Genomic DNA, 24,340 nt, shown 5'->3' on the forward strand with positions numbered 1-24,340 from the left:
ATGCGGTTCATGACGGGTCCGGGGTGCGGCGGGATAGCCTGGGGCCGTGATCAGTGCGATATGCCGTGGGAGCAGCGAAGCTCCCGGCCCGCGCCCGGAGTGCCACAGCGCCCCGGGCCTCGCTGATCTCCACAATCCGGCGTGGCCGTCAAGTTTGGCCAATAACGTCCCGGACATCTCTCATCGCGGCATAGCGTCGACATCGACCGGAGACCTCGCGTCGTGGCGTTGTGTCGCTTCTTTCATCGACGTCACGCAACGGCGCGCGACAGGAGCCAGAGGACATGCAGACCAAGCTGGACGAAGCCAAGGCCGAGCTGCTCGCACGGGCGGCCCGGGTCGCTGAGAACAGCCCGGCCGGGGGTGCTGAGGGGCTGGGGGGCGCCTCCCGGAACAGCTCGGCCGCGACGGCGACCGGCGGCGAGACGCACGACCGGACGCACGACCGGACGTACGACGCGAAGCGTCCGGACAACGAGACGCTGCTCGCGTTTCTCCACAAGTACTACCTGCACACCGCCCCGGACGACCTCGCCGACCGCGATCCGGTCGACATCTACGGCGCGGCGCTCTCCCACTACCGGCTGGCCGAGAACCGTCCGCAGGGCACCGCCAACGTGCGCGTCCACACGCCGTCGGTCGAGGAGAACGGCTGGACGTGCACCCACACCGTCGTCGAGGTCGTCACCGACGACATGCCGTTCCTGGTCGACTCGGTCACCAACGAACTCTCCCGGCAGAACCGCGGCATCCACGCCGTCATCCACCCGCAGATCCTGGTGCGCCGCGATGTCACCGGCAAACTCATCGAGGTTCTTCCCGGCGGCCGGGGCGACGGCGCCGAGCAGACGCACGACACCCTGATCGAGTCCTGGATCCACGTCGAGATCGACCGCGAGACCGACCGCGCCGACCTCAAGCAGATCACCGCCGACCTGCTGCGCGTCCTGTCCGACGCCCGCGAGGCCGTCGAGGACTGGGACAAGATGCGCGAGTCCGCGCTGCGCATCGCCGACGAGCTGCCCAGCGAGCCGACCGCCGACGACCTGCGCGACCAGGAGGTCGATGAGGCACGTGAGTTGCTGCGCTGGCTCGCCGACAACCACTTCACCTTCCTCGGCTACCGCGAGTACGAGCTGACCGGCGACGACGCCCTGACCGCCGTGCCCGGCACCGGCCTCGGCATCCTGCGCTCCGACCCGAGGCACACCGACGACGAGGCCCACCCGGTGAGCCCGTCGTTCAACCGGCTGCCGGCCGACGCCCGCGCCAAGGCCCGCGAGCACAAGCTGCTCATCCTGACGAAGGCCAACAGCCGCTCCACCGTGCACCGCCCGAGCTATCTCGACTACGTCGGCGTGAAGAAGTTCGACGACAAGGGCAACGTCATCGGCGAGCGCCGCTTCCTCGGCCTCTTCTCCTCGGCGGCGTACACCGAGTCCGTACGCCGTGTGCCCGTCGTACGCCGCAAGGTCGCCGAGGTTCTTCAGGGCGCCGGCTTCTCGCCGAACAGCCACGACGGCCGCGACCTGATGCAGATCCTGGAGACGTACCCGCGCGACGAGCTGTTCCAGACCCCGGTCGACCAGCTCCGTTCCATCGTCACCAGCGTCTTGTACCTCCAGGAGCGCCGTCGGCTGCGGCTCTACCTGCGCCAGGACGAGTACGGGCGCTACTACTCCGCCCTCATCTACCTGCCGCGCGACCGCTACACCACCGGCGTCCGGCTGCGCCTCATCGACATCCTCAAGGAGGAACTGGGCGGCACCAGCGTCGACTTCACCGCCTGGAACACCGAATCGATCCTCTCCCGGCTCCACTTCGTCGTACGCGTCCCGCAGGGCACCGAGCTGGCCAAACTCACCGACGCGGATGCCGACCGCATCGAGGGGCGGCTCGTCGAGGCCGCCCGCTCCTGGGCCGACGGCTTCGGTGAGGCGCTCAACGCCGAGCTGGGCGAGGAGCGCGCCGCCGAGTTGCTGCGCCGCTACGGCAACGCCTTCCCCGAGGGCTACAAGGCCGACCACTCGCCGCGCTCCGCCGTCTCCGACCTCGTACGCGTCGAGGAGTTGAGCCGCGAGGAGAAGGACTTCGCGCTCTCCCTCTACGAGCCGGTCGGCGCCGGCCCCGGCGAGCGCCGTTTCAAGATCTACCGCACGGGCGAGCAGGTCTCGCTCTCCGCCGTCCTGCCGGTGCTCCAGCAGCTCGGCGTCGAGGTCGTGGACGAGCGGCCGTACGAGCTGCGCCGCACCGACCGCGCCCAAGCCTGGATCTACGACTTCGGGCTGCGCATGCCGCGCGGCGAGAACGGTCAGGCCAAGGACGACCACCTCGCCGAAGACGCCCGCGAGCGCTTCCAGGACGCCTTCGCGGCCGTCTGGACGGGCGAGGCGGAGAACGACGGCTTCAACTCCCTCGTCCTGCGCGCCGGGCTCAACTGGCGCGAGGCGATGGTGCTGCGCGCGTACGCGAAGTACCTGCGCCAGGCCGGGGCGACCTTCAGCCAGGACTACATGGAGGACACCCTCCGTAACAACGTCCACACCACCCGGCTGCTCGTCTCCCTCTTCGAGGCCCGGATGGCGCCCAACCGCCAGCGGGCCGGCACGGAACTGATCGAAGGGCTCCTCGAAGAGCTGACCGGCGCGCTCGACCAGGTCGCCAGCCTCGACGAGGACCGCATCCTGCGCTCGTTCCTCACCGTCATCAAGGCCACGCTGCGGACCAACTTCTTCCAGAGCGCCGGCCAGGGCACCGGTGAGTCGAGCGTCAAGAAGCGGCAGGGCACGAGCAAGGTGCCCGGAGGGACGGGCCGCAGGGCCACGGCCGACAAGCACCACAGCTATGTGTCGATGAAGTTCGACCCGCAGGCCATCCCCGATCTGCCCGCGCCCCGCCCGGCGTACGAGATCTGGGTCTACTCGCCCCAGGTCGAGGGCGTGCACCTGCGCTTCGGCAAGGTCGCCCGCGGCGGGCTGCGCTGGTCCGACCGGCGCGAGGACTTCCGTACGGAGATCCTGGGCCTGGTCAAGGCACAGATGGTCAAGAACACCGTGATCGTGCCGGTCGGCGCCAAGGGCGGCTTCGTCGCCAAGCAGCTACCCGACCCGGCCGTGGACCGTGACGCCTGGCTCGCCGAGGGCATCGCCTCCTACAAGACGTTCATCTCGGCCCTCCTCGACATCACCGACAACATGGTGGCCGGCGAGGTCGTGCACCCCGCCGACGTGGTGCGGCACGACGAGGACGACACCTATCTGGTCGTCGCCGCCGACAAGGGCACCGCCAGCTTCTCCGACATCGCCAACGAGGTCGCGATCGCCTACGACTTCTGGCTCGGCGACGCCTTCGCCTCCGGCGGGTCCGCGGGCTACGACCACAAGGGCATGGGCATTACGGCACGCGGCGCCTGGGAGTCCGTCAAGCGGCACTTCCGCGAGCTGGGCCACGACACCCAGACCGAGGACTTCACCGTCGCCGGGGTCGGCGACATGTCCGGCGACGTCTTCGGCAACGGCATGCTGCTCTCCGAGCACATCCGGCTGGTCGCCGCCTTCGACCACCGGCACATCTTCATCGACCCGAACCCGGACGCGTCCACCTCGTTCGCCGAGCGCCGCCGCCTCTTCGACCTGCCGCGCAGCTCCTGGGCCGACTACGACAAGTCGCTGCTGTCCCAGGGCGGCGGGATCCACCCCCGTACCGCGAAGTCGATTCCCGTCAACGCGCATGTGCGCGAGGCGCTGGGGATCGAAGCGGGCGTGGCCAAGCTGACGCCGGCCGATCTGATGCGGGCGATCCTCAAGGCCCCGGTCGACCTCATGTGGAACGGCGGCATCGGTACGTACATCAAGTCGTTCGCCGAGTCGAACGCGGACGTGGGCGACAAGGCCAACGACGCCATCCGCATCAACGGCGAGGATCTGCGGGCCAAGGTCGTCGGCGAGGGCGGCAACCTGGGCGCGACCCAGCTCGGCCGGATCGAGTTCGCCCGGCGCGGGGCCGACGGCGACGGCGGCAAGATCAACACCGACGCCATCGACAACAGCGCGGGCGTGGACACCTCCGACCACGAGGTGAACATCAAGATCCTGCTCAACAGCCTCGTGACGGAAGGCGACATGACCGTCAAGCAGCGCAACAAGCTGCTGGCCGCCATGACCGACGAGATCGGCACGCTGGTCCTGCGCAACAACTACGCGCAGAACGTCGCACTCGCCAACGCGGTCCTCCAGGCCCCGTCGCTGCTCCACGCCCACCAGCGGTTCATGCGCCGCCTGGAGCGCGACGGCAACCTCGACAGGGCGCTCGAATTCCTGCCGACCGACCGCCAGATCCGGGAACTGCTCAACAGCGGCAAGGGACTCTCGCAGCCCGAGCTGGCCGTCCTGCTCGCGTACACCAAGATCACGGTCGCCGACGAGCTGATCTCCACCGGGCTGCCCGACGACCCGTATCTGCGCAAGCTGCTGTACGCGTACTTCCCCGAGCAGCTCCGCGAGAAGTTCGCCGAGCAGATCGAGGGCCACGCGCTGCGCCGCGAGATCATCACGACGGTGCTGGTCAACGACACCGTGAACGCGGGAGGTTCGACCTTCCTGCACCGGCTGCGCGAGGAGACCGGGGCGTCGATCGAGGAGATCGTACGGGCGCAGACGGCCGCCCGGGAGATCTTCGGTCTCGGCGGGGTCTGGGACTCGGTCGAGTCGCTGGACAACAGCGTCGCCGCCGACGTCCAGACCCGGATCCGGCTCCACTCACGGCGACTGGTCGAGCGCGGCACCCGCTGGCTGCTCGGCAACCGGCCGCAGCCGGTGGAGATCGCCGGGACGGTCGAGTTCTTCGCCGAAGGCGTGAGGCAGGTGTGGCAGCAACTGCCGCGACTGCTGCGCGGCGCGGACCTGGAGTGGTACCAGAACATCGTGGACGAGCTGACCGGGGCGGGCGTGCCCGACGTGCTGGCGCTGCGGGTCGCCGGATTCTCGGCGGCGTTCCCGGCGCTGGACATCGTGCAGATCGCCGACCGTACGGGCAAGGAGCCGCTGGCCGTCGCCGACGTGTACTACGACCTCGGTGACCGGCTGCGGATCACGCAGCTGATGGACCGGATCATCGAGCTGCCGAGGGCCGACCGCTGGCAGTCGATGGCCCGCGCGTCGATCCGCGAGGACCTGTACGCGGCGCACGCCGCGCTGACGTCGGACGTGCTGTCCGTGGGCAACGGGACGTCGACGCCGGAGGAGCGCTTCAAGGCGTGGGAGCAGAAGAACGCGGCGATTCTGGGCCGTTCGCGTACGACGCTGGAGGAGATCCAGAGCTCGGACTCGTTCGACCTGGCGAATCTGTCGGTCGCGATGCGGACGATGCGGACGCTGTTGCGGACGCACGCGTAGGCGGGTGGCCGGGCGGGGCTCTGTCCGCAAGCGCCGGACGGGCTGGGGGTGGCCTGCGGGTCGGTTGGAACCGGTCGGGCCGGTGGTGGGGGTGTCCTCAAGCGCCGGACGGGCTTGAAGTGGCCGCCGGACGGGCTCGAAGTGAGCCCGTCCGGCGGTTAGCGTTTGGGCTTCTTCCGGGTGCCCGTGAACTCGTCGTACGCCGCGATGACTTCCGCCGCCGGGCCGTCCATCCGCAGCGTTCCCGACTCCAGCCAGATCGCCCGGTCGCAGGTCTCGGTGATCGTCTTGTTGCTGTGGCTGACCAGGAAGACCGTGCCGGCCTCCGCGCGCAGTTCGGCGATGCGCTCCTTGCTGCGCTTCTGGAAGGCGGCGTCCCCCGTGGACAGCGCCTCGTCGATGAGCAGGACGTCGTGGGTCTTGGCCGCCGCGATGGAGAAGCGGAGCCGGGCGCCCATGCCGGAGGAGTAGGTGCGCATCGGCAGGGTGATGAAGTCGCCCTTCTCGTTGATCCCGGAGAATTCCACGATGCCGGCGTAGCGGCTCTTGACCTGCTCGCGCGTCATGCCCATCGCGAGCCCGCCGAGTATGACGTTGCGCTCGCCGGTCAGATCGCTCATCAGCGCCGCGTTGACGCCGAGCAGCGACGGCTGGCCCCGCGTGTAGACCTTGCCCCGGCTGGCCGGCAGCAGCCCGGCGACTGCCTTGAGGAGGGTCGACTTTCCGGAGCCGTTGGAGCCGATGAGGCCGATCGCCTCGCCCTTGTACGCGACGAAGCTCACGTCCCGTACGGCGTGCACCTCGCGCACTCCGGGGGCCTTCCGGCGCGAGACGATCCGGCTGAGCGCCGAGGTGGCGCTGCCTCTGCCGCCCTTGGTGCCGTGCACCTGGTAGGTGATGTGGACGCCGTCGACGACGACGGTCGGAACACGCTCGGTCTCAGCCACGGCCGTACTTCTCCTCCGCCTGCCAGAAGAACAGGAATCCGCCGGCCCCGACGAGCGCCGCCCAGCCGGTGGCGACCAGCCAGACGTGGGGCGGGAGTTGACCGGCGGTGAAACTGTCGATGAGCGCGAAGCGCATCAGGTCGATGTAGACGGCCGCCGGATTGCATTCGAGGGCCAGCCGGACCAGCTCCGGGACGTTCTGGTTCTTGAAGACCGTGTCCAGGCTCCACATCACGCCGGACGCATACATCCAGGTGCGCAGCAGGAACGGCGTCAGCTGGGCGATGTCGGGTGTCGCCGCCGTCAGTCTCGCGAAGATCATCGCGAGGCCGGTGTTGAACACCGTCTGGAGCGCGAGGACGGGCACGGCCAGCAGCCAGGCGGGCCTCGGGTACTGCTCGAAGACGGCCAGGATCACGGTCAGCGCGCCCAGTGAGAACAGCAGTTGTTGCAGCTGCTGGAGGGCGAACGCGAGCGGCAGTGAGGCGCGCGGGAAGTGCAGGGCGCGGACGAGGCCCATGTTGCCGGAGATGGCGCGCGTCCCGGCGGTGATGGTGCCGGCGGTGAAGGACCAGATGAAGACGCCGGTGACCAGGAACGGGACGAAGTCCGGCACCCCGTGCTTGGTGTCGAGCAGGACGCCGAAGATGAAGTAGTAGACCGTCGCGTTGAGCAGTGGCGTCATGATCTGCCAGAGCTGGCCGAGCTTCGCCTTGCTGTACTGCGAGGTCAGCCTGGCGGTGGCGAACGCGGTGACGAAGTGGCGGCGGGTGTGCAGCCCGCGCAGATACGCGGGGAGCGGGGGCCGGGCCCCGCTCTCGGTCAGACCGTGCCGGGCGGCGAGCGCGCGCAGGTCCAGGTCCAGGACCTGCGGGACTGGGGCCGGCGGGGCGGGGGCGCCCTGGGCCGGGGCGGCCCGGACCGGGGAGGGGGAGGCGGTCGTCTGGCTCACGGAGGGCGCTTTCGACGAGGGACATTGAACGGGGTCGTGCGACGGGACGGGACCGTTTCGTCGTAACGCAGAGGTTAAGGCGGAAGTGCGTCGCAACGCAACCGTTTCGTCGTGACGTCCCTGACGCTATGCTCGGTGCCATGCCCACGGACCCCCGCCTCTCACGCCGCGCCCCAGCGGGAGCCGCCGTGCTCCGTGAGGACGTGACCGACGCCATCCGCTCCGCCGTCTTCGAGGAACTGGCCGCAGTCGGCTTCGCCCGCATGTCCATCGAAGGCATCGCCCGCCGGGCCGGCGTCGGCAAGACCGCCGTCTACCGGCGCTGGAAGTCCAAACTGGCGCTGGTGCTCGATCTGGTCTCCGCCGTCGCGGCCCAGGGACTGCCGGTGCCCGCGACCGGTTCGCTGTACGGCGACGTACGTGCCCTGCTGGAAGTGGCGTCGCACGCCTTGCGTCACCCGCTGGCCTCCCGGGTCATCCCCGATCTGCTGGTGGAGGCCGCCCGGCACCCGGAGATCTCCGAGGCGATCAAGTCGGCGCTGCTGGACGGGCGGCAGGGGATCGCGGCGGTGGTCGTACGCGAGGCGGTCGCCCGTGGCGAGCTGCCCGACGGCACCGATCCCGACCGGGCGCTCGATCTCATCGCGGGGCCGCTGTACTGGCGTCTGGTCGTGGTCCGGGGTGAGTTGCCGGCCGGGTATCTGGACGACCTCGCGGCGGTGGCGGTTTCCGCGATGACGGGTGGGCGCGCCGGTTGATGGGGCGGGGGCTCTGTCCGCAAGCGCCGGAGGGGCTGGGGGCTCTGTCCTCAAGCGCCGGACGGGCTGGGGGTGTGCCCTCAATCGCCGGGCGGGCTTGAAGGCCCGCCGGGTGGGCGGGGGTGGTGAAGCCGCCGTATGGGTGACTTGGAGGGCGTCTCCGTAGCCCTGGTGGATGAATCTTCGTTGCCCCGGTGGGGGTGGACCAGGGCAGGGCGGCCCCCGCGAAGACGAGTCGAAGGACGGGCCACCCCATGAGTGTCGCTTCCACACCAGAATCCGGGCGGCACCCAGGACGCGGCCGAGGCCGGGGACGGGTCGTCATGCTCGTGGACAACGCCGTCAACGGTGACTCCCGCGTACAGAAGGCCGCCCGTTCCATGGCCGACGCCGGCTGGGATGTGGTGCTCCTCGGGCAGTCCCCGGATCGTGACCGGCACCGCTGGACCATCGGTGACGCCGAAGTGCGGCTGGTCCCCGTCGTGATGACCCTCGCGAAACGCCGCAGGGACTACCGCCGGGTCGTACTGCCCCGGCTCTTCGCCTACCGGCGCGGCGGCATCGCGCAGCACCGCAGGCAGTGGGTCAAGGCGTGGCGCGCCGATCTGCTGGCCCGTAGGTCCGCCGAGGGGCGGCGGTTCCTGGTCCGGCGTACGGCGGCCCGTGTCCTGGCCCGCTGGGTCGGCTTCCGGCACCGCCAACTCGCCCTGGTGGAGGGCAGACGCGACCCCGACGCGCTGCCGGAGCGGCTCCGTACGGCCATGTGGCGCGCCCTGCTCGGCGACCGTTGCTGGCGCAGGCTCGAACCGTACCTGTGGGACTACGAGTTCGCCTTCGGCCCCGTCGTCGACGCGCTGGAGCCCGATCTCATCCACGCCAACGACTTCCGGATGATCGGCGTCGGCGCCCGCGCCGTGCACCGCGCACGGGGCAGGGGCCGGGGCGTGAAGCTGGTCTGGGACGCGCACGAGTATCTGCCGGGTATCAAGCCCCGTGCCGGGTACCGGCGTTGGATGCCGGCGCATGTCGCGCACGAGCGGGAGTACGGGCGGTGCGCGGACGCGGTCGTCACCGTCTCCCCAGCCCTGGCCGAGCTGCTGCACAAGGAGCACCGGCTGCCCAGGCCGCCCGCCGTCGTGCTCAACGCCCCCGGCGGCGGCCCGCCCGCCGACATGGTCGCGGCAGATGAACCCGTCCCGGATCTGCGGGAGTTGTGCGGCATCGACGCCGATACGCCGCTGCTCGTCTACAGCGGCGCCCTCGCCCCGCAGCGCGGGCTCGACACGCTCATCGAGGCGCTGCCCCAACTGCCGGGCGCGCACGCGGCGCTCGTCGTGCCCGCGCCCGAAGGGTGGGTCGTCAAGACGGTGTTGGACCATGCGGCGGATCTCGGCGTCGCCGACCGCGTCCACCCGCTGCCGTACGTCCCGCACTGGCAGATCGTGCCCTTCCTGGCCACCGCCGACATCGGCGTCATCCCGATCCACCACTGGCCGAACCACGAACTCGCCCTGATCACCAAGTTCATGGAGTACGCGCACGCCCGTCTGCCCATCGTCGTCAGCGACGTGCGCACGATGGCGGCGCAGGTGCGCGAGACCGGGCAGGGCGAGGTGTTCCGCGCCGAGGACACGGCGGACTTCGTACGGGCCGTACGCGCCGTGCTCGACGATCCGGCCGCCTACCGCAGGGCGTACGTACGCCCCGGCCTGCTGGAGCGGTGGACCTGGGAGGCGCAGGCCGACATCCTCGACGGCGTCTACCGAGGGTTGTTGGCCGTTCCGGCGGAGGCGACCGCCGTCGCGGCGGTCGCACAGGAGGAGGGTACGGAACCGGGCGATCCGGCGGGCGCCACCGCGACGTGACCGGGTGAGCCGGTCGCCACGTGACCATACGGCCGTACGGGCGTTGATGTCCTCGAACGTCGGGGGAGCGTCGCACCCAACGAGCCGGATTGGAAAGTGAGTCACCGTGCACAGGTCCGCGTACGAGCAGATGGAACTCTGCGTCAAGGAGTACATGCCCGCGTCCGGCCGCCACCGGGTGGTCGACCTGGGCTCGCGCATCTCGCCCAAGCAGTCCCTCACCCACCGCAGCCTGCTCGACGGGCGCGACGTCGACTACATCGGCGTCGACGTGCTCGACGGTCCCAACGTCGACATCGTGATGCGCAAGCCGTACCGGATCCCGGTGCGGTCGCGGAGCGCCGACTACGTGATCTCGGGCCAGGCGTTCGAGCACATCCCGTTCTTCTGGGCGTCGATGATGGAGATCGCCCGCGTCCTGCGGCCCGGCGGCCTGGCGTTCGTCACCGCGCCCTCGCGCGGCCATGTGCACGACGCGCAGGACTGCTGGCGGTACTACCCCGACGGGTTCAGGGCCATGGCCGCCTTCACCGGGCTCGAACTGGCCGAGGCGTACACGGACTTCCCGCCCATGAAGGGCATCCGCTTCGACTACGCCGCCATCGACGGCAAGCGCGCCTACTGGGGCGACTCGGTGGGCGTGTTCCGCAGGCCGCGCCGGCCGAGGCGGCGGCTGTGGGAGTACGCGGTACGGGAACTGACCGTCCGCTACGCCAACCGCGTCGGCGGCGTCGAGGGCATCCCGCTGCCCGGGCCGGTCGCGGGGCGCGACCGGTGCGGCCGGGGGAAGCCCGTCGTGCCCGCTCCGACCGCCACGCCGGAGGCACAGCCCGGAGCCGTACAGCCCGTAACGGCTGAGATGCACACGAAAGAGAGCTAAATGAGCGGGAGTTGACGAAAGGTGACATCGGCGGAGTTCTCCGCGTACCGTCCGTCCGCATGGCATGGCGAAGCGCAGTGAACGGCGCACTCGAAAAGCTCACCGGATATCAGCTCCGGCGGATCGCGGTCCCCGCCCCCCGGTCGTCGGCATCAACTCCGGCATCAAGTCCGGCATCGGCGGCGGCCCCCGTCGTACCGGAGCCGGACCCGCAGGCCGCGGAACCGACGCCGACGCCCAAGCCCAAGCCGAAACCGAAGCCCGCGGCGCTCCCCGCCGACTACGACGACGAGGCGAAGGGGATCATCCGCGCGGTCAAGCCGTTCACGATGACCTCCCCGGAGCGGCTCAACGCCTTCATCCTCGCCACCCGCCATGTCGTACGGCACAACATCCCCGGCGACATCGTCGAGTGCGGAGTCTGGCGCGGCGGCTCGATGCAGGCCTGCGCCAAGACGCTGCTCTCGCTCGGCGAGACCGACCGCGACCTGCACCTCTTCGACACCTTCGAGGGCATGCCGCCGCCCACCGCCGAGGATCTGCGGCGCGACGGCAAGTCCGCCGAGGATCTGCTCGCGGCGCAGGGCAAGGACCGGCCGATCTGGGCGATCGCCTCGCTGGAGGACGTACAGGCGGGCTTCGCGAGCGTGCCGTACCCGGGCGAGCGGGTGCACTACGTGCAGGGCATGGTGGAGGACACCGTGCCGCAGCAGGCCCCCGAGCAGATCTCCATCCTGCGCCTGGACACCGACTGGTACGCCTCCACCAAGCACGAACTGGAGTTTCTCTACCCCCGGTTGGTGAGCGGCGGTGTGCTGCTCATCGACGACTACGGCTACTGGCAGGGCTCCCGCCAGGCCGTCGACGAGTTCCTGGAGAAGACCGGCGAACGGCTGCTCATGCTGCGCATGGACGAGGGCCGGATCGCGGTCAAGCCCTGAATCCGACGCAGTTGTGAAGTTCGCAAGTCCGGAAGTTCGCAAGTCCGGAAGTTCGGAAGGACCGTGCACCGCGCATGACCCCCCGCCTCACCGTCGTCGTGCCCATCTACAACGTGGAGGAGTATCTCGACGGCTGCCTACGCTCACTGGCCGGACAGACCATGGCCGACTCCGAGATCGTCATGGTGAACGACGGTTCCACGGACGGGAGCGCACGCATCGCGAGACGGTTCGCCGAACGGGACGAGCGCTTCCGGCTGGTCGAGCAGGAGAACGCCGGGCTCGGCGCCGCGCGCAACACCGGAGTCCGGCACGCCCGGGGGGAGTTCATCGCCTTCGTCGACAGTGACGACGTCGTACCGGACGACGCGTACGAGCGGATGCTCGCGGCGCTCGACGCGTCGGGCTCCGACTTCGCGACCGGCAACGTGCTCAGGCTCGGCCCCGGCGGCGCCCTGACACAGGCGCCGATGTTCCGCAAGCCGATGGCGACGGAGCGCTCCGGGACCCGGGTCACCCGCGACTGGGTGCTGCTCGGGGACCGTATCGCCTGCAACAAGGTCTTCCGGAAGGCCTTCTGGGACCGCCACTCCTTCGCCTTTCCGTCCGGGGTGCTGTACGAGGACATCGCGGTGGTGCTGCCCGCGTACTTCCTGGCGGGCGCGGTGGACGTGCTGGCGGGCCCCGTCTACCACTGGCGGACCAGGGACGGTTCGATCACCGCGAAGCGCGCCGTACCGAAGGGGATCAGGGACCGGGTCACCGCCGTGTCGACGGTCGCCGACTTCCTTGTCGCGCAGCGGAGTTCGGGTGCGGGTGACACCGACTGGGCCGACGCGCTGCGCCGCTACCACCAGCATGTGCTCTCCGGCGATCTGTGGCTCTTCATCGAGGCGCTGCCCGCCGGCGGCGCCGACTTCCACACCGCCTTCCTCGACCACGCCAACACATTCGCCGCCACCGTCGACCAGAGCGTCTTCGACGCCCTGCCGCTGCATCTGCGCGTCAAGTGGCATCTGATCCGGGAACGCCGGATGCCCGAACTCCTCGCGCTGCTGGCCCACGAGAAGGCCGACCCCGGGGCCTTCGGCGTCCGTGGACTGCGCAGGTCCCGCGCCGAGTACCCGGTGCTCACCGGCGGTCTGCCCCGGGCCGTCGCCACCCTCAAGCCCAAGGAACTGCCGGTGACCTCGCATCTCACCGAGGCGGTATGGCGCGACGGGCGACTGCACCTCAGGGGCTACGCGTACGTACGCAACGTGCCGGCCGACGCGCGCCGCAAATCCATCAAGACGGCCTGGCTGCGGGCCGGGAAGCGGCGCGTGCTGCCGCTGCGGACGCGCACCGTACGGATGCCGGCGGCGACGTACGAGTCGAAGCAGGGCCTGCACGTCTACGACTGGGCCGGCTTCGAGACCGTGGTCGACCCGCGCCGCCTGGCGAAGGCACACAGCTCCGCTGCGAGCCGCACCGTCTGGAAGCTGGAGATGGGGGTGTTCGGAGCGGGCCGGCTGCGCCGGGCGCCGCTGCGGCTCACCGGCTCGGCCGCGGCACCCGCCGTACCGGCCGTGCACTACGTGGACGACACCACGCGCGTCGTGCCCGCGCTCTGCGGCAACAAGCTCGAACTGCGCGTGGAGCCCGTACGCGCCCTGCTTTGCCGCCACTTGGGGACCGAAGGCGCCACCGACGCCGTACGGATCGAGGGACTGCTCCACCCTGCCGGCGGCCCCACCGGCGGCCCTCCGCCCAGCGCGCTGGCCGTCCAGAACTGGTACACCAAAGCCGTCCACGAGGTCCCGCTGCGGCTCGTGGACGGCACGTTCACCGCCGACGTCCCGCTGGCCGTCTTCGATGACCACACGGAGCGGCGGCGGGCCACCGTGCCCTGGGGCGTCCACCTCGTCCGCGCCGACGGCAGCCGTTTCGCCGTCGCGGCCCGCGACACGGGCGGGCCCGGACACTACGGCCTCGGCGCCGGACGCGAGTTGTACGTCACCGTCAACGCGGCGGGCGATCTGGTCCTCAGTGACCAGACCGAGCAGCCCGTGGTCGACACGCTCGACTGGACGGCGGACGGTGAACTGATCCTGGCCGGCAGCCAACCCCCCGTGTGTGCGGTCGAGTTGGTGGTGCGCCACAGCGGCCACCGCGAGGAGAACGTCTTCGCCGTCGACACGCTCCCGGACGGCCGGTTCCGTACGGTGCTGCGGCCCGGCGCCGTCGAAGGACTCCACGGCGTACACCAACTGGCCGAGGGGCGCTGGCTGTTGTATGTCCGCGAGCCGGGGGAGAGCGACCCGGAGCGCTACACCGCCGTACGGATCCGGCCCTCGCGGCACCACACACTGCCGCTCGTACGGATGCTGGACGGACGCGAGTTCACCCTGGACCGGCACCACCAGGATCTGCTCCAGCTGCACTCCGGCTCCGTACTGGCGGAACAGGACCGCGGCGCCTACCGGCAACAGCGCCTGCGCCGCCTCTACGCGACCGCCCGCACCGCCGGGCCGTTGCGCGACGCCGTGCTCTACAACAGCTTCGACGGCCGCCAGTACTCCGACTCGCCGCGCGCCGTCCACGAGGAACTGGTGCGCAGGCAGGCCCCGGTGGAGCACCTGTGGGTCGTACGCGACCGGCAGGTGACCCTGCCGCGCGGCGTGCGCGCCGTCGAACTCCACAGCGCCGACTGGCACGAGGCGCTGGCCCGCAGCCGATGCGTCGTCAGCAACACACATCTGCCCGAGTGGTTCGAGCGGGCGGACGGCCAGTACGTCGTCCAGACCTGGCACGGCACCCCGCTCAAGCGCATCGGCCGCGACCTCTCGGGCAGCGCCCACGCCGACGAGGCGTACATCGCGACCCTGCCGCGCCGGGCCGCGCAGTGGAGCGTGCTCGTCTCGCCCAACAGCTTCTCCACCCCGATCATGCGCCGCGCCTTCGGATACGAGGGCCCGGTCCTGGAGTCCGGCTATCCGCGCAACGACCTGCTGCACGCCCCCGACCGGGGAAAGGTCGCCGACGCGCTGCGCGAGAGACTGGACATCCCGGAGGGCAGGCGGGTGATCCTCTACGCGCCGACCTGGCGTGAGGACCAGCCCAAGAAAGGCGGCAGGTACGGGCTCGACCTCCGACTCGATCTGGCGCGCGCCGCAGAGGAGTTGGCGGACGACCATGTCCTGCTCGTACGCCGTCACTATCTCGTCGGGGGCGCGATCCCGGGCGCCGGGCGCGGCGCGGCCGACTTCGTACGGGACGTGTCCCGCCACCCCGACGTCGCCGAGCTGATGCTGATCAGCGACGCCCTGGTCACCGACTACTCGTCGCTGATGTTCGACTTCGCGCAGACGGGCCGGCCGATGTACTTCCACGCGTACGACCTGGAGCACTACCGGGACACACTGCGCGGCTTCTACTTCGACTTCGAGCCGGCGGCGCCCGGACCCGTCGTCGCCGACACCGACGCGCTCGTGGCGGCCCTGCGGGCGCCGAGATCCCCGGTGCCCACCCCCGCGTACGACCGATTCCGGGAGACGTTCTGCGATCTGGACGACGGCACAGCCGCCGCCCGCGTCGCGGACCTGATGCCCGTGGGGGGCGGCGCATGAGCGCGGTCGAGATCAGCTGTGTCGTCATCGGTGGAGCGGACCCCCAGTCGCTGCGCAGGTCCGTCGAGTCCGTCGTGGCGCAGACCATGCGCGCCACCGAGGCGGTGGTGGTGCTCGGCCTGAGTGCGCCGGGGCTGACGGCCGACGACGAATCCGCCGCCGAGGACGTACGCGCCGTGGCCGACGAACTCGCCGCACTCGACCCGGCGCGCGTCAGGATCGCCACTTCGGGCGCCGAGGCGCCCACCACCGCCGTGCTGCGCAACCACGGCCTCGACCAGGCGCGCGGCCGGTACGTCCTGGTGCTCGGCGAGGGCGAACGGCTCCAGCCGGACGCCTGCCGCAATCTGTGGGAGGCGGCCGAACGCTCCGGCGCCGAACTCGTCGCCGGGCGGTGGACCCGGCGCGCGGGCCGCCGCGCCAAGGAACAGCCCCCGGCCCGGCTCGTCGGGAGCGAGCTGTACGCGCGCTCCCGTACGCTCGACGAGCACACCTTCGACCAGCACGCGCTCGACGAGCACACCTTCGACAACCCGGCCGGGGCTCCCGAACTCCTCACCGCCGACGCACTGGTGACCGGCTTCTGTGTGCGCACCGCCCTCCTGGAACGGACAGGGCTGCGCTACGCCGAGGATCTGGACCGAGGCGAGATGCTGTTCGGCGCCGAAGCCGCCACCGCCGCGCGCCGGATCGCGCTCGTCCCCAACCTGATCGTCGGCGGCCGGGCACCCGACGACCCCGCCGCCACCCTGGAAGGCCGGCTGGCCGCGCACGTACGGGTCGCCGAACTGCTCACGCTCCAGGGCCGTACGGCGCTGTGCGAGGCCCGTGACCGTATCTTCCTCGCCGACCAACTCATCGCCTTGGCACGGCAGTTCCCCAAACTGGACGCGGACACCCGGACCCGCGCCGCCGCCCTCGTCGCCGCACTGCCCGCCGCCCGCACCGCCCCGGACCTACGGCTCGGCCTGCCGCCCCTGGAGCGGGTCTGCCTCCAACTCCTCGCCGACGGCGACGCGGACGGCGTACTGGCCGCCGGCTACGCGCTCGGCAAACCCGGTGCCGTCGCCACGGCGCTCACCGAGCGGGACGGCAGGGTGTACTGGCGCCCGGAGCTGCCCGACGACCCGCGGGCGCGGGAGGCGCTCGACGTCACGGAGCTGGGCCACCAGTACCGGCCGCTGACCGACACCCCGTTGCTCAACCACCTCACCCACTGCGGGCAGGAGGGTGACCGGCTCGTCCTCGAAGGGCGGCTCCCCGCGCCACTGCAACTACTGCCAACTGGCGCCCCGTTGACGGCCACCCTGGAGTTCGTGGCACGCGGCAGCGACGGCCGGCTCGTCTTCCGTACGCCCGTGGACGAGGTGTGGCGCGAGGCCGACGCCGTCCACTGGCGTACCACCGTCGAGATCGGCGCGCTGCTGCGCGTCGGCGGCGCGCGGGAGCGCGTGTGCGACCCCCGCCTCGCCCTGCACACCCCCACCGGCACCACCACCGGCCCGCTCTTCCTGGAGCGGGACCGCGTCGACGCGGCGGGCAGCCACCCGGCGCGCCCGCGCCTGGGAAGGCTGTTCGGCGACACCTGGCAGCCGTATGTCACGGTGAAGCACCACCTCGCGCTGCAACTGACGGCGCGCCGGCGCCCCGGACGCCTCGCGGCGGCGGCCGTCCACTACCTCACCCACTTCCGTCCGGCCCGCAAGGCGAAGCGGCTGGCCAAGGCGGTACGCCGGCGCTTCGACCGGCTCTCCGCCCGCTCCGTCAAGACGCGCGTCTACAACCGGCTGCTGGTCCGACTCCCCACCCGTAAGGGCTCGGTGGTCTTCGAGAGCCACATGGGCAAGTGCTACGGCGACAGCCCGCGCGCCATCCACGAGGAACTGCGCGAGCAGGGCCGGCGCGGGCTGCGCTCCACCTGGTCGTACGCGTCCTCGACGGACGGCTTCCCGGCGGACGTGCGGCTGGTGCGGCGGCTGTCCTGGCGCTACCTGTGGGCGTTGGCCCGCGCCCAGTACTGGGTCGACAACCAGGGCTTCCCGCTCGACCTGAGGAAGCCCCCCGGCACCACCTACCTTCAGACCTGGCACGGCTCCGCGTACAAGCGCATGGGCTTCGCCGAGAGCCGGATCAAGGCGCAGAACGCCCCCGAGCGGGCGAAGTTGAGCGCCGCGCTCGGGCGGTTCGACCACTTCCTCGTACGGTCCGAGCACGACGTGGCGACCCTGGCGCGCGACTACCGGCAGCCCGCCACGTCCCTGGTGCGGTGCGGCTATCCGCGCAACGACCGCCTCGTGCGGGCGCGCGCCACCGACGAGAGCCGGGGGCGCTTCCCGCGTCCGGCGCTCGCGGCCGAACTCGGCATCCCCGACCACCGGCAGGTGGTGCTCTACGCGCCGACCTTCCGTGGGATGCCGAAGAAGGGCCGGACGACGCGACTGCCGCTGGACGTAAGGCAGTTCGCGGAACGGTTCGGTGACGAGTACGTCCTGCTCGTACGCGCCCACTATCTGGAGTCCGCCGTCCTGCCGGTCTGCCCGCCCGGCACGGTGATCGACGTGTCCGGCCACCACGACGTCAGTGAACTGCTCTGCCTGGCCGACGCGTTGATCACGGACTACTCGTCGATCATGTTCGACTACGCCCTGCTGGACCGGCCGATGGTCTTCTTCGCACCGGACCTGGACGCGTACGTGGCTCAGCGCGGCGGCTACTTCGACCTGCGGGCCGAGGCCCCCGGACCCGTGGTCGAGTCGCAGGACGAACTGTTGTCGATGATGGGCGAATTGAAGAAGGCCGACGCCGCGCACCGGGCGGACCGCGCCCGCTTCGCCGAGAGGTTCGGCGGCTACGACAGCGGCCAGGCCGCCCGTACCGCCGTGGACGTACTCCTCGCAGGAAGGACGACCCGCCGGTGACCGAGACCGCGCTCGCCGCCACCGAGCCCCGCGAGCTGATCCTCCTCGCCAACGCCACCGACGTCCTGGGCGGCGTCACCGCCTGGACCCATCAGATGGCCCGCCTCTTCGGCGCCCACGGCCACCGCGTCCAGGTAGTCGGCATCCACGAGGCCGAACTGAAACTCACGCTCCCCGAGCCGCCGGCCTACCCGGTGACGGCGCTCTACCCCACCCACCCGCCCACCCCTTGGCGCCCGCGCTCCCCGCTCTCCTTCTTCGACCTCGCCGCCCGCCGCCGCGAGTCGGCCAGGGTCGCGGACCGACGGCGGGCCGTCGCCCGGCTCTCGGAGATCTTCCGGGCGGCCGGTCCCGGCGCGCTGGTGATCGTCACCCAGGTGTGGCCGATGGAGTGGGTCCTGGAGGCCGACACCACAGGTCTGCGGCTGATCGGGATGAGCCACGAGTCGTACGAGTACAGCAAGCGCTGCCACCGCTTCCGCTGGATCAAGAACAGCTATCCGCACGTCGACCGCTGGCTCACCCTCACCCAGGAGGACGCGGACGCCTGGATCGCCGAAGGCTTCGACAACGTCGGCGCCCTCCCGAACGCGCTCGGCTCACTGCCCGAACTGCCCTCCCCCCGCACGGAGAAGACCGTCGCCAGCATCGGCAGGCTGGACGACCAGAAGGGCATCGACCTGCTCCTGGAGACCTGGGCCTCGGTGGCCGGGCAGCGGCCCGACTGGCGCCTGCGGATCTACGGCGCCGGCCAGGACGCCGCCGCACTGAAGAAGCAGTGCACGGCGCTCGGACTTGACGGCTCGGTCGAGTGGATGGGCCGCACCGACGACGTCGCGGGCGCGCTGGCCGCCAGCTCGGTCTTCGTCCAGTCCTCACGCGGTGAAGGATTCCCGCTGGCCCTGATGGAAGCGATGGCGAGCGCGGTCCCGTGCGCGGCGTTCGACTGCGCGCCGGGCGTCCGCGAGATCATCACGGACGGCGAGGACGGCCTCCTGGCCCCACCGGGCGACACGGACGCCCTGGCCGACCGGCTGCTACGGCTCACGGGGAACCCCCGGCTGCGGGACACACTGGGGGACCGGGCGCGGGTGAACGTCCAGCGGTACTCGCAGGACGAGATCCTGCGCCGCTGGCACGAGTTGTTCGCGCTGCTGGACCGGTAGGGCCTCTCAGACCGCTGTCACGCCACGGTGCCCGGCCCAGGATTCCGCCGCCGTGACCATGGATGTGAGCCATGCCGCGTCGGGCTTCCGCACAGCTCGGCCATGTCCGGCGCCTTGTCCTGACCACCCCGTCCGAAGGGCCGAACGTGATCCACACGCACGCGAGTCACACCCAGGGCCGCGAGTTCGCGCCGCGCCTCGGCCGCTCGCTGCGTCTCGTCGCCGACGATGACCCCGACGCGTAGGGGGATGCCAAGCCGCACGGCCTTGGTGATGTTCGCCCGTTGGCACTTTCGGGTCAGGTCCAACCACAGCCGTCGGGGTGTGGCCGGCACTGTCTCAGCGGTCGGTGTTTCCGCGATCGTTGTCACTGTCGTGCCCCTCTCATTGAGTGATCCGGTCGACGTCCTCGCTCTAGGCAACTGGACCGCTACTGACAGCGCTACTGTGGTTACAGCGACACGACCTAAGAGCTTCAAGAGCTGCGCTTAGGGGGAGTTGGGGCGAGGGGGCACACCGGAGCCGAACACTGCGCTTGAGTGGCTGTACCGCGAGAGCGGGTGGACGCTGCGTCAGCTCGCCCAGACGGTCAACCGCATGGGGACCGAGCGAGGGACGCCACTCAAGTACCGGGCACCTTTCGTTCATCAGTGGTTGAAGGGGCACATGCCCAAGGAAGGCACCCGGCCGCTCATCCTCGAATCTTGGGAGTTCGACAGGTTGCCCCATCGTGCTCCACGCGGTGGGGCTTTGTTTCAGGTCGTCTTGCTGGCTGTCGCCTGGTGGTGGGGGTTGTGGCGACCTCCATGGACAGAACACCTAGGACAGCAGGAGGAGACTGTCCCACGTGTCAGCGACGCCGCCGGGGAGCAGGCCCGCGTAGTCGGCCAGAGCGAGGGCGGTTCCGGCTCTGCCGGTGAGAAAGCCTTGTGGTCCGGTGAGCGGAGCGTGGGCCAATGTGGTGTCAGTGGCGTGGTCCGTCAGGCTCAGGTGGCGGAGGCTGCGGGCCGCCTGGAGGATGCCGGCGGTGCCGTGGCAGAGGGCGGTTCCTTCGGTGTCCCACTCGTCCGGCTTTCGCGTGGCGAGTGCGGTCATGGCCTCGTCGGCGGTGTGACGGAAGACCGCTTCGCCGATGGCGTGCCCGGCGCTGCGGAGGGCGGTGGCGATGCCGGGTGTTCCGTAGCACCAAGCCGTGGTGCGCCCTTCGGTATGGCCGGTGGTCCTGTCCTGGCTGTCGAGGGCCGCTCCGCTGACACGCGGTGGCCATGTGCGGCTCGGGGTCTGCCAGTTGACAAGCCATTCGCCCGCGACGCGGATGGCGTCAGTCTGTCCCGGCACGGTGTAGCCGGCCTGATGCGCGGCTGAGAGGAGGGCGAGAGGGCCTGCGATGCCATGAGCGAGACCGGTGGTGGCGGCGCCGGTGACCGGGACCTTGACAGTCGGCGGGTGGAGGCATGGGGGGAGCCACCAGCCCGGACGGGTTCCGAGAGGAGTGAGGATCATGTGGATGAGCGCGTCCAGGGCGGCACGCAGGCCGGGTTCGGCGTCGCCGCAGCGGCCTCGGGTGTACGCGGCGAGGAGGACGCGGCCGATGCCGGTGAGCCCTTTGATGGCGTCGTACACCATCCAGGGCGTGCCCTGCTGTTTCTCGGCACGCTGATGGTGATGCTGGGCCAGTGCGGTGGCGCGCGCACAGAGCCAGGCGGTGGCACTGGGCAGCAGGTCGTGGTGAGGGTCGTGTGGTGACAGGTAGCCGGTACCGATGATCAGGGAGGCGGCGACGGCGCCGGGGCCGGTGTGGATGCCGTCAGGAGGTGCGGTGCCGAGCAGACGTCCGGCTGCCTTCCAGTGGGCTGCGGCGGTGGCCGCGGAGCTGGGCCCGGCGTCGGCGAGGCAGGCGTGGAGGAGGGCGGTGCCGGCGAGCCCGTAGCACAGGGTAGGGGCGGCACGTTCGGACAGTGCGGTGGTGACGACCTCGGGGTCGCGCAGTTCGCGGGCGATGTTCAGCGCCGTCTCTGCGGCCCGGGTGCGCAGGGTGGCGCTCACGGGCGGTGGAGCAGGTCGGCGGCCAGGGTGCGCGTGATCCGTTCGAGTCCGGGATCGGTGCCGAGCATGCGGTTGGCGTGCAGGTGGATGATGTCGCCGGCGCACCGTGCGGCGAACTCCTGGGCGAGCACCTTGCGGTAAGCGAGGAGCGTTTCGTGGCGTGCGGCGTGGGCCGCCTTCAGGTGGTCGGGTACGAGGTCGTCGGCGAGGCGGGGGCGCAGGGCGTCGCGATGGCGGCGCTGACCCGGTGTGAGGCGGCCGGGCCCCAGGGCCGAGCGGGGTTCTTCGGGGGCAAGTGTGCGGGCGATGTCGGCGGCGCCTGCGGCGGCGTTCAGGAGTCGCTGGTCCTCGGAGCGGGAGAGGGCGGCCAGGGCGACGCGGCTGTCGGCGCAGAAGACTCCCTCAGCCAGGGGCATGGCCTGGGGGCCGCCGTAGCGCTCGATCTCCTGCTCGTACGGCTCCAGCCGCAGTGCGCCCGGCCGCAGGATACGCAAATCCTGCAAGTACTCGGCGAGACGGCTGAGTTGGGGCTGAATTTCGGTGGTGAGGGTGTGCGGGGTGGCGTAAATGCGTACCCGCAGGTGGGGGCCGAGGGAGGGGGTGGTGTATCGCAGCCAGAACCAGCGCTCCACGTCGTCGGGGAGATCGGTGAGCAGCGGGGTGAGCGCGGTGAGGACGGTGTCGTGGAGGCGGGCGGGTGCGCTCAGGGTGGCGGAGAGCCAACTGCTGCCGGGCAGGTGGACGCCGGTGCCCGGCGCTCGTGGCGCCTTCCGCGGGTCCGCCGGTGTGGGGCGAGGCTCGTGGTGCCGTGTGAGGGGGACCACGAGGTCGATCATGTGGCACTGACCGTCCGGGCCGTCCACCACTGCCAACTCCTCGGGTGTGGCGAAGGGTTCGGCGAGAAACTGGGTACCGCGGTGGATGCTGCGACGCAGCAGCTCGCGGTGATTCTCCTCGCGCAGGTCGAGGGGGAGGCGGCGGTCGGCTTCCTCAGCGACGAGTACGGGCGGGGGCAGGGGGCGGGTGCCGTTCAGCCAGCTGGCGAGCTGCTTCGTAAAGGCGGCGCGGTCGCCTGCCGCAGTGGTCAGGGCGCCGGGCAACCGCCAGCGGGCCGGGGCGAGGAGGATGTCGCGGTAGCGCACCCGAGGGGTGTAGGGCCAGTTCTCCAGCGGGGCCCAGTTCCACGGGTGCCAGGGGCGGGTCCCGCTCTGGCCGAGCAGATAGAGAAGGTACGCGGCCGGGGGGAGGTGGCGGGGCGTGAGGCGGTTGTAGAGCACGGGGAGGACCGTCCGCCGATGGCGGGTCGACCACAGGTGCAGGTGGGTGCCGGTGGTGGTCACCGCGAGTTCGTCGAGAAGCAGGTCGCCGTCGCGGGTGGGGACATCGAGCGGGATGCGCCAGGGCGCGGCGCCGGTCTCGGCAGCCAGGGCGCCCGCTGCGCCAGTACGGGGGCTACAGACGATTTCCGCGATCATCGGGCCGCTGCCGGTGTCGGCTTCCTCACCGGGAACGAGGTCGGGGAGCCAGCGGTGCCACCGGCCGGGCGAGGCGCCCCCGGTCTGGGATCCGGTGCTGGGGCAGACCGCGACGCGCACTCCGGCCGGGGCGCGCAGAAGCTGGATATGGATCTCGGCGCTGCGCGGCGGGGCCAGGGAGGATGGGTTGGCGAGCTGGTCGATGTGCTCCTCGCGCAGCTCGAGTTCGCCTCTGCCTTCGGTGAGGGTATCGGCGAGCAGACGGGCCAGTACGGCGGTACGGCGTTGGCCCGGCTCTTCCCTGGCGCCGAGCCCGTCACCTGTGCCGGGTGGACCGAGGCCGGTGACGGAGTCGAGGACTTCGGGCAGGGGTACGAGCCGCTGGCGGCCGTAGAGGGTGCGAAAGCGCCGGTGGTAGTCGGCGAGCGGGCCGGCGCGGTGTCCGATCCGCCACAGGACGGAGGCGGCTTGTGCGGCCTGCTCGCCTACTGCGGGCGGCAAGGTGATCTCGGCGTCGGCGAGAGTGTCCACCGCCAGCGGCCGGTCTGCCTCGTGCAGCCGGCCGGCCAGCTCGCGCGCCTCTTCCAGCAGGCGCCGCCGCTGCGAGACACCGGGCGGGTGAGCGTCACACCGGTTCAACAGACGGTTGAGACGGACAAGGGCAGGCTGGGCCTCCGCAGTGGGCGGGAGCCTTTCCAGCAGATGCTCCAGCGGGTTGGCGCGCAGATCCGCAGGGAGCAGGTCGGTCAGCAGCAGGCCGGTGTCGATCATGTCGAGGATGGCGCGCCGGACCATCGGCTCCCCGGCACCCGGGTAGAGCCGGACCAGTTCCACCAGCAGTTCGGCGGCCGATGCCCCGCTGCGGCCCGCTTCCAGTAGTCGACGTGAGACCTTGGTGGCACGCACGCCGGACAGCCTGACTCCCTGCCCGGTGGGGCATTCGACCTCCAGCCGCCCGCCCCGTTCCACGGCCAGGGAGGCGGCGGTGAGGCTGAGGGAAAGCAGCAGATCCGGCTCCTCGGTGAGCAGGCGGGAAGCCACGGCGGTCAGCCAGGAGGGGCTGAGAGTGGTCACGGCCCGATGAGTGCTCCCCAGCCGCAACACGGGAGCGGACCCGGTGAGCACGGCGGGCGCGACGCCGGCGAAAACCCCGTGCGGAGTGGTACGAAGACGGGACCGCACGTCATAACCGCTGAGCGTCGCGCGCCCGCGCTCGGTTCTCGCAGCCGGCTCTGCAATCCGGCCGGCCAGGAGCACACCCTCAGCCAGCAGACCAGTGTTCTCGTCGGCCGAGGCGGACACGGGACGTAACGCAATTCGGGCCATCGCCACGGGGTGGGGATTGAAGAGCCTACGCACTACACCGTCCGCTCAGCATGCCGGGTAGAGAG

The 24,340-nt window shown here is 70.9% G+C and carries 13 protein-coding genes; 9 read left to right on the plus strand and 4 right to left on the minus strand.

The features are described 5' to 3' along the window. The first annotated feature begins 284 nt into the window (after nt 1-284). The gene (locus OG700_RS25495) at nt 285-5,393 is read left to right on the plus strand and encodes an NAD-glutamate dehydrogenase (RefSeq protein WP_405617351.1); all 5,109 of its coding nucleotides are present in this window, start codon (nt 285-287) and stop codon (nt 5,391-5,393) included. A gap of 158 nt (nt 5,394-5,551) precedes the next feature. Here the strand turns inward: OG700_RS25495 and OG700_RS25500 are convergent, their stop codons facing one another. Together OG700_RS25500 and OG700_RS25505 are read right to left on the minus strand one after the other, a co-directional pair. Next, on the minus strand, nt 5,552-6,340 hold the full coding sequence (locus tag OG700_RS25500; protein ID WP_405617352.1) for an ABC transporter ATP-binding protein: 789 nt from the start codon (nt 6,338-6,340) through the stop codon (nt 5,552-5,554). Then, entirely contained in the window at nt 6,333-7,292 is a 960-nt protein-coding gene (locus OG700_RS25505) for an ABC transporter permease (protein ID WP_405617353.1), read from the minus strand. Before OG700_RS25505 ends, OG700_RS25500 begins: the two co-directional genes overlap by 8 nt. A gap of 128 nt (nt 7,293-7,420) precedes the next feature. Between OG700_RS25505 and OG700_RS25510 the strand changes: the two genes are divergently transcribed. From OG700_RS25510 to OG700_RS25545, 8 genes are all read left to right on the plus strand, one after another. Then, nucleotides 7,421-8,050 (plus strand): TetR/AcrR family transcriptional regulator, encoded by a 630-nt coding sequence (locus OG700_RS25510; RefSeq protein ID WP_405617355.1) that lies wholly within the window; start codon nt 7,421-7,423, stop codon nt 8,048-8,050. 323 nt (nt 8,051-8,373) lie between these two features. Continuing rightward, entirely contained in the window at nt 8,374-9,915 is a 1,542-nt protein-coding gene (locus OG700_RS25515; RefSeq protein ID WP_405617356.1) for a glycosyltransferase family 4 protein, read from the plus strand. A gap of 106 nt (nt 9,916-10,021) precedes the next feature. Further along, nucleotides 10,022-10,795 carry a methyltransferase domain-containing protein gene (locus OG700_RS25520; RefSeq protein WP_405617357.1) on the plus strand — a complete coding sequence of 258 codons (774 nt, stop codon included), beginning with the start codon at nt 10,022-10,024 and terminating at the stop codon, nt 10,793-10,795. A 59-nt stretch (nt 10,796-10,854) separates the two neighbouring features. Continuing rightward, nucleotides 10,855-11,736: a TylF/MycF/NovP-related O-methyltransferase gene (locus OG700_RS25525; protein ID WP_405617358.1), complete on the plus strand. Its 882-nt coding sequence runs from the start codon at nt 10,855-10,857 to the stop codon at nt 11,734-11,736. Nucleotides 11,737-11,810: 74 nt separating this feature from the next. Then, nucleotides 11,811-15,344, plus strand: coding sequence for a CDP-glycerol glycerophosphotransferase family protein (locus OG700_RS25530; RefSeq protein ID WP_405617360.1), 3,534 nt, complete (start codon nt 11,811-11,813; stop codon nt 15,342-15,344). After that, nucleotides 15,341-18,262 (plus strand): CDP-glycerol glycerophosphotransferase family protein, encoded by a 2,922-nt coding sequence (locus OG700_RS25535; RefSeq protein ID WP_405617362.1) that lies wholly within the window; start codon nt 15,341-15,343, stop codon nt 18,260-18,262. Before OG700_RS25530 ends, OG700_RS25535 begins: the two co-directional genes overlap by 4 nt. Next, a complete protein-coding gene (locus OG700_RS25540; RefSeq protein WP_405617365.1) occupies nt 18,259-19,428 on the plus strand; it encodes a glycosyltransferase in 1,170 nt (389 codons plus the stop codon). Before OG700_RS25535 ends, OG700_RS25540 begins: the two co-directional genes overlap by 4 nt. A 71-nt stretch (nt 19,429-19,499) precedes the next feature. Beyond that, a complete protein-coding gene (locus OG700_RS25545) occupies nt 19,500-19,673 on the plus strand; it encodes a hypothetical protein (RefSeq protein WP_405617366.1) in 174 nt (57 codons plus the stop codon). 574 nt (nt 19,674-20,247) lie between these two features. Here OG700_RS25545 and OG700_RS25550 read toward each other — a convergent pair. After that, entirely contained in the window at nt 20,248-21,474 is a 1,227-nt protein-coding gene (locus tag OG700_RS25550; protein WP_405617367.1) for a lanthionine synthetase C family protein, read from the minus strand. After that, complete coding sequence (locus OG700_RS25555) at nt 21,471-24,275, minus strand: lantibiotic dehydratase (protein ID WP_405617368.1); 2,805 nt, start codon at nt 24,273-24,275, stop codon at nt 21,471-21,473. Before OG700_RS25555 ends, OG700_RS25550 begins: the two co-directional genes overlap by 4 nt. Between the last annotated feature and the right edge of the window lie 65 nt (nt 24,276-24,340).

The sequence above is a fragment of the Streptomyces sp. NBC_01508 genome, from assembly GCF_045040315.1.
In the GTDB taxonomy this organism is placed as follows: domain Bacteria; phylum Actinomycetota; class Actinomycetes; order Streptomycetales; family Streptomycetaceae; genus Streptomyces.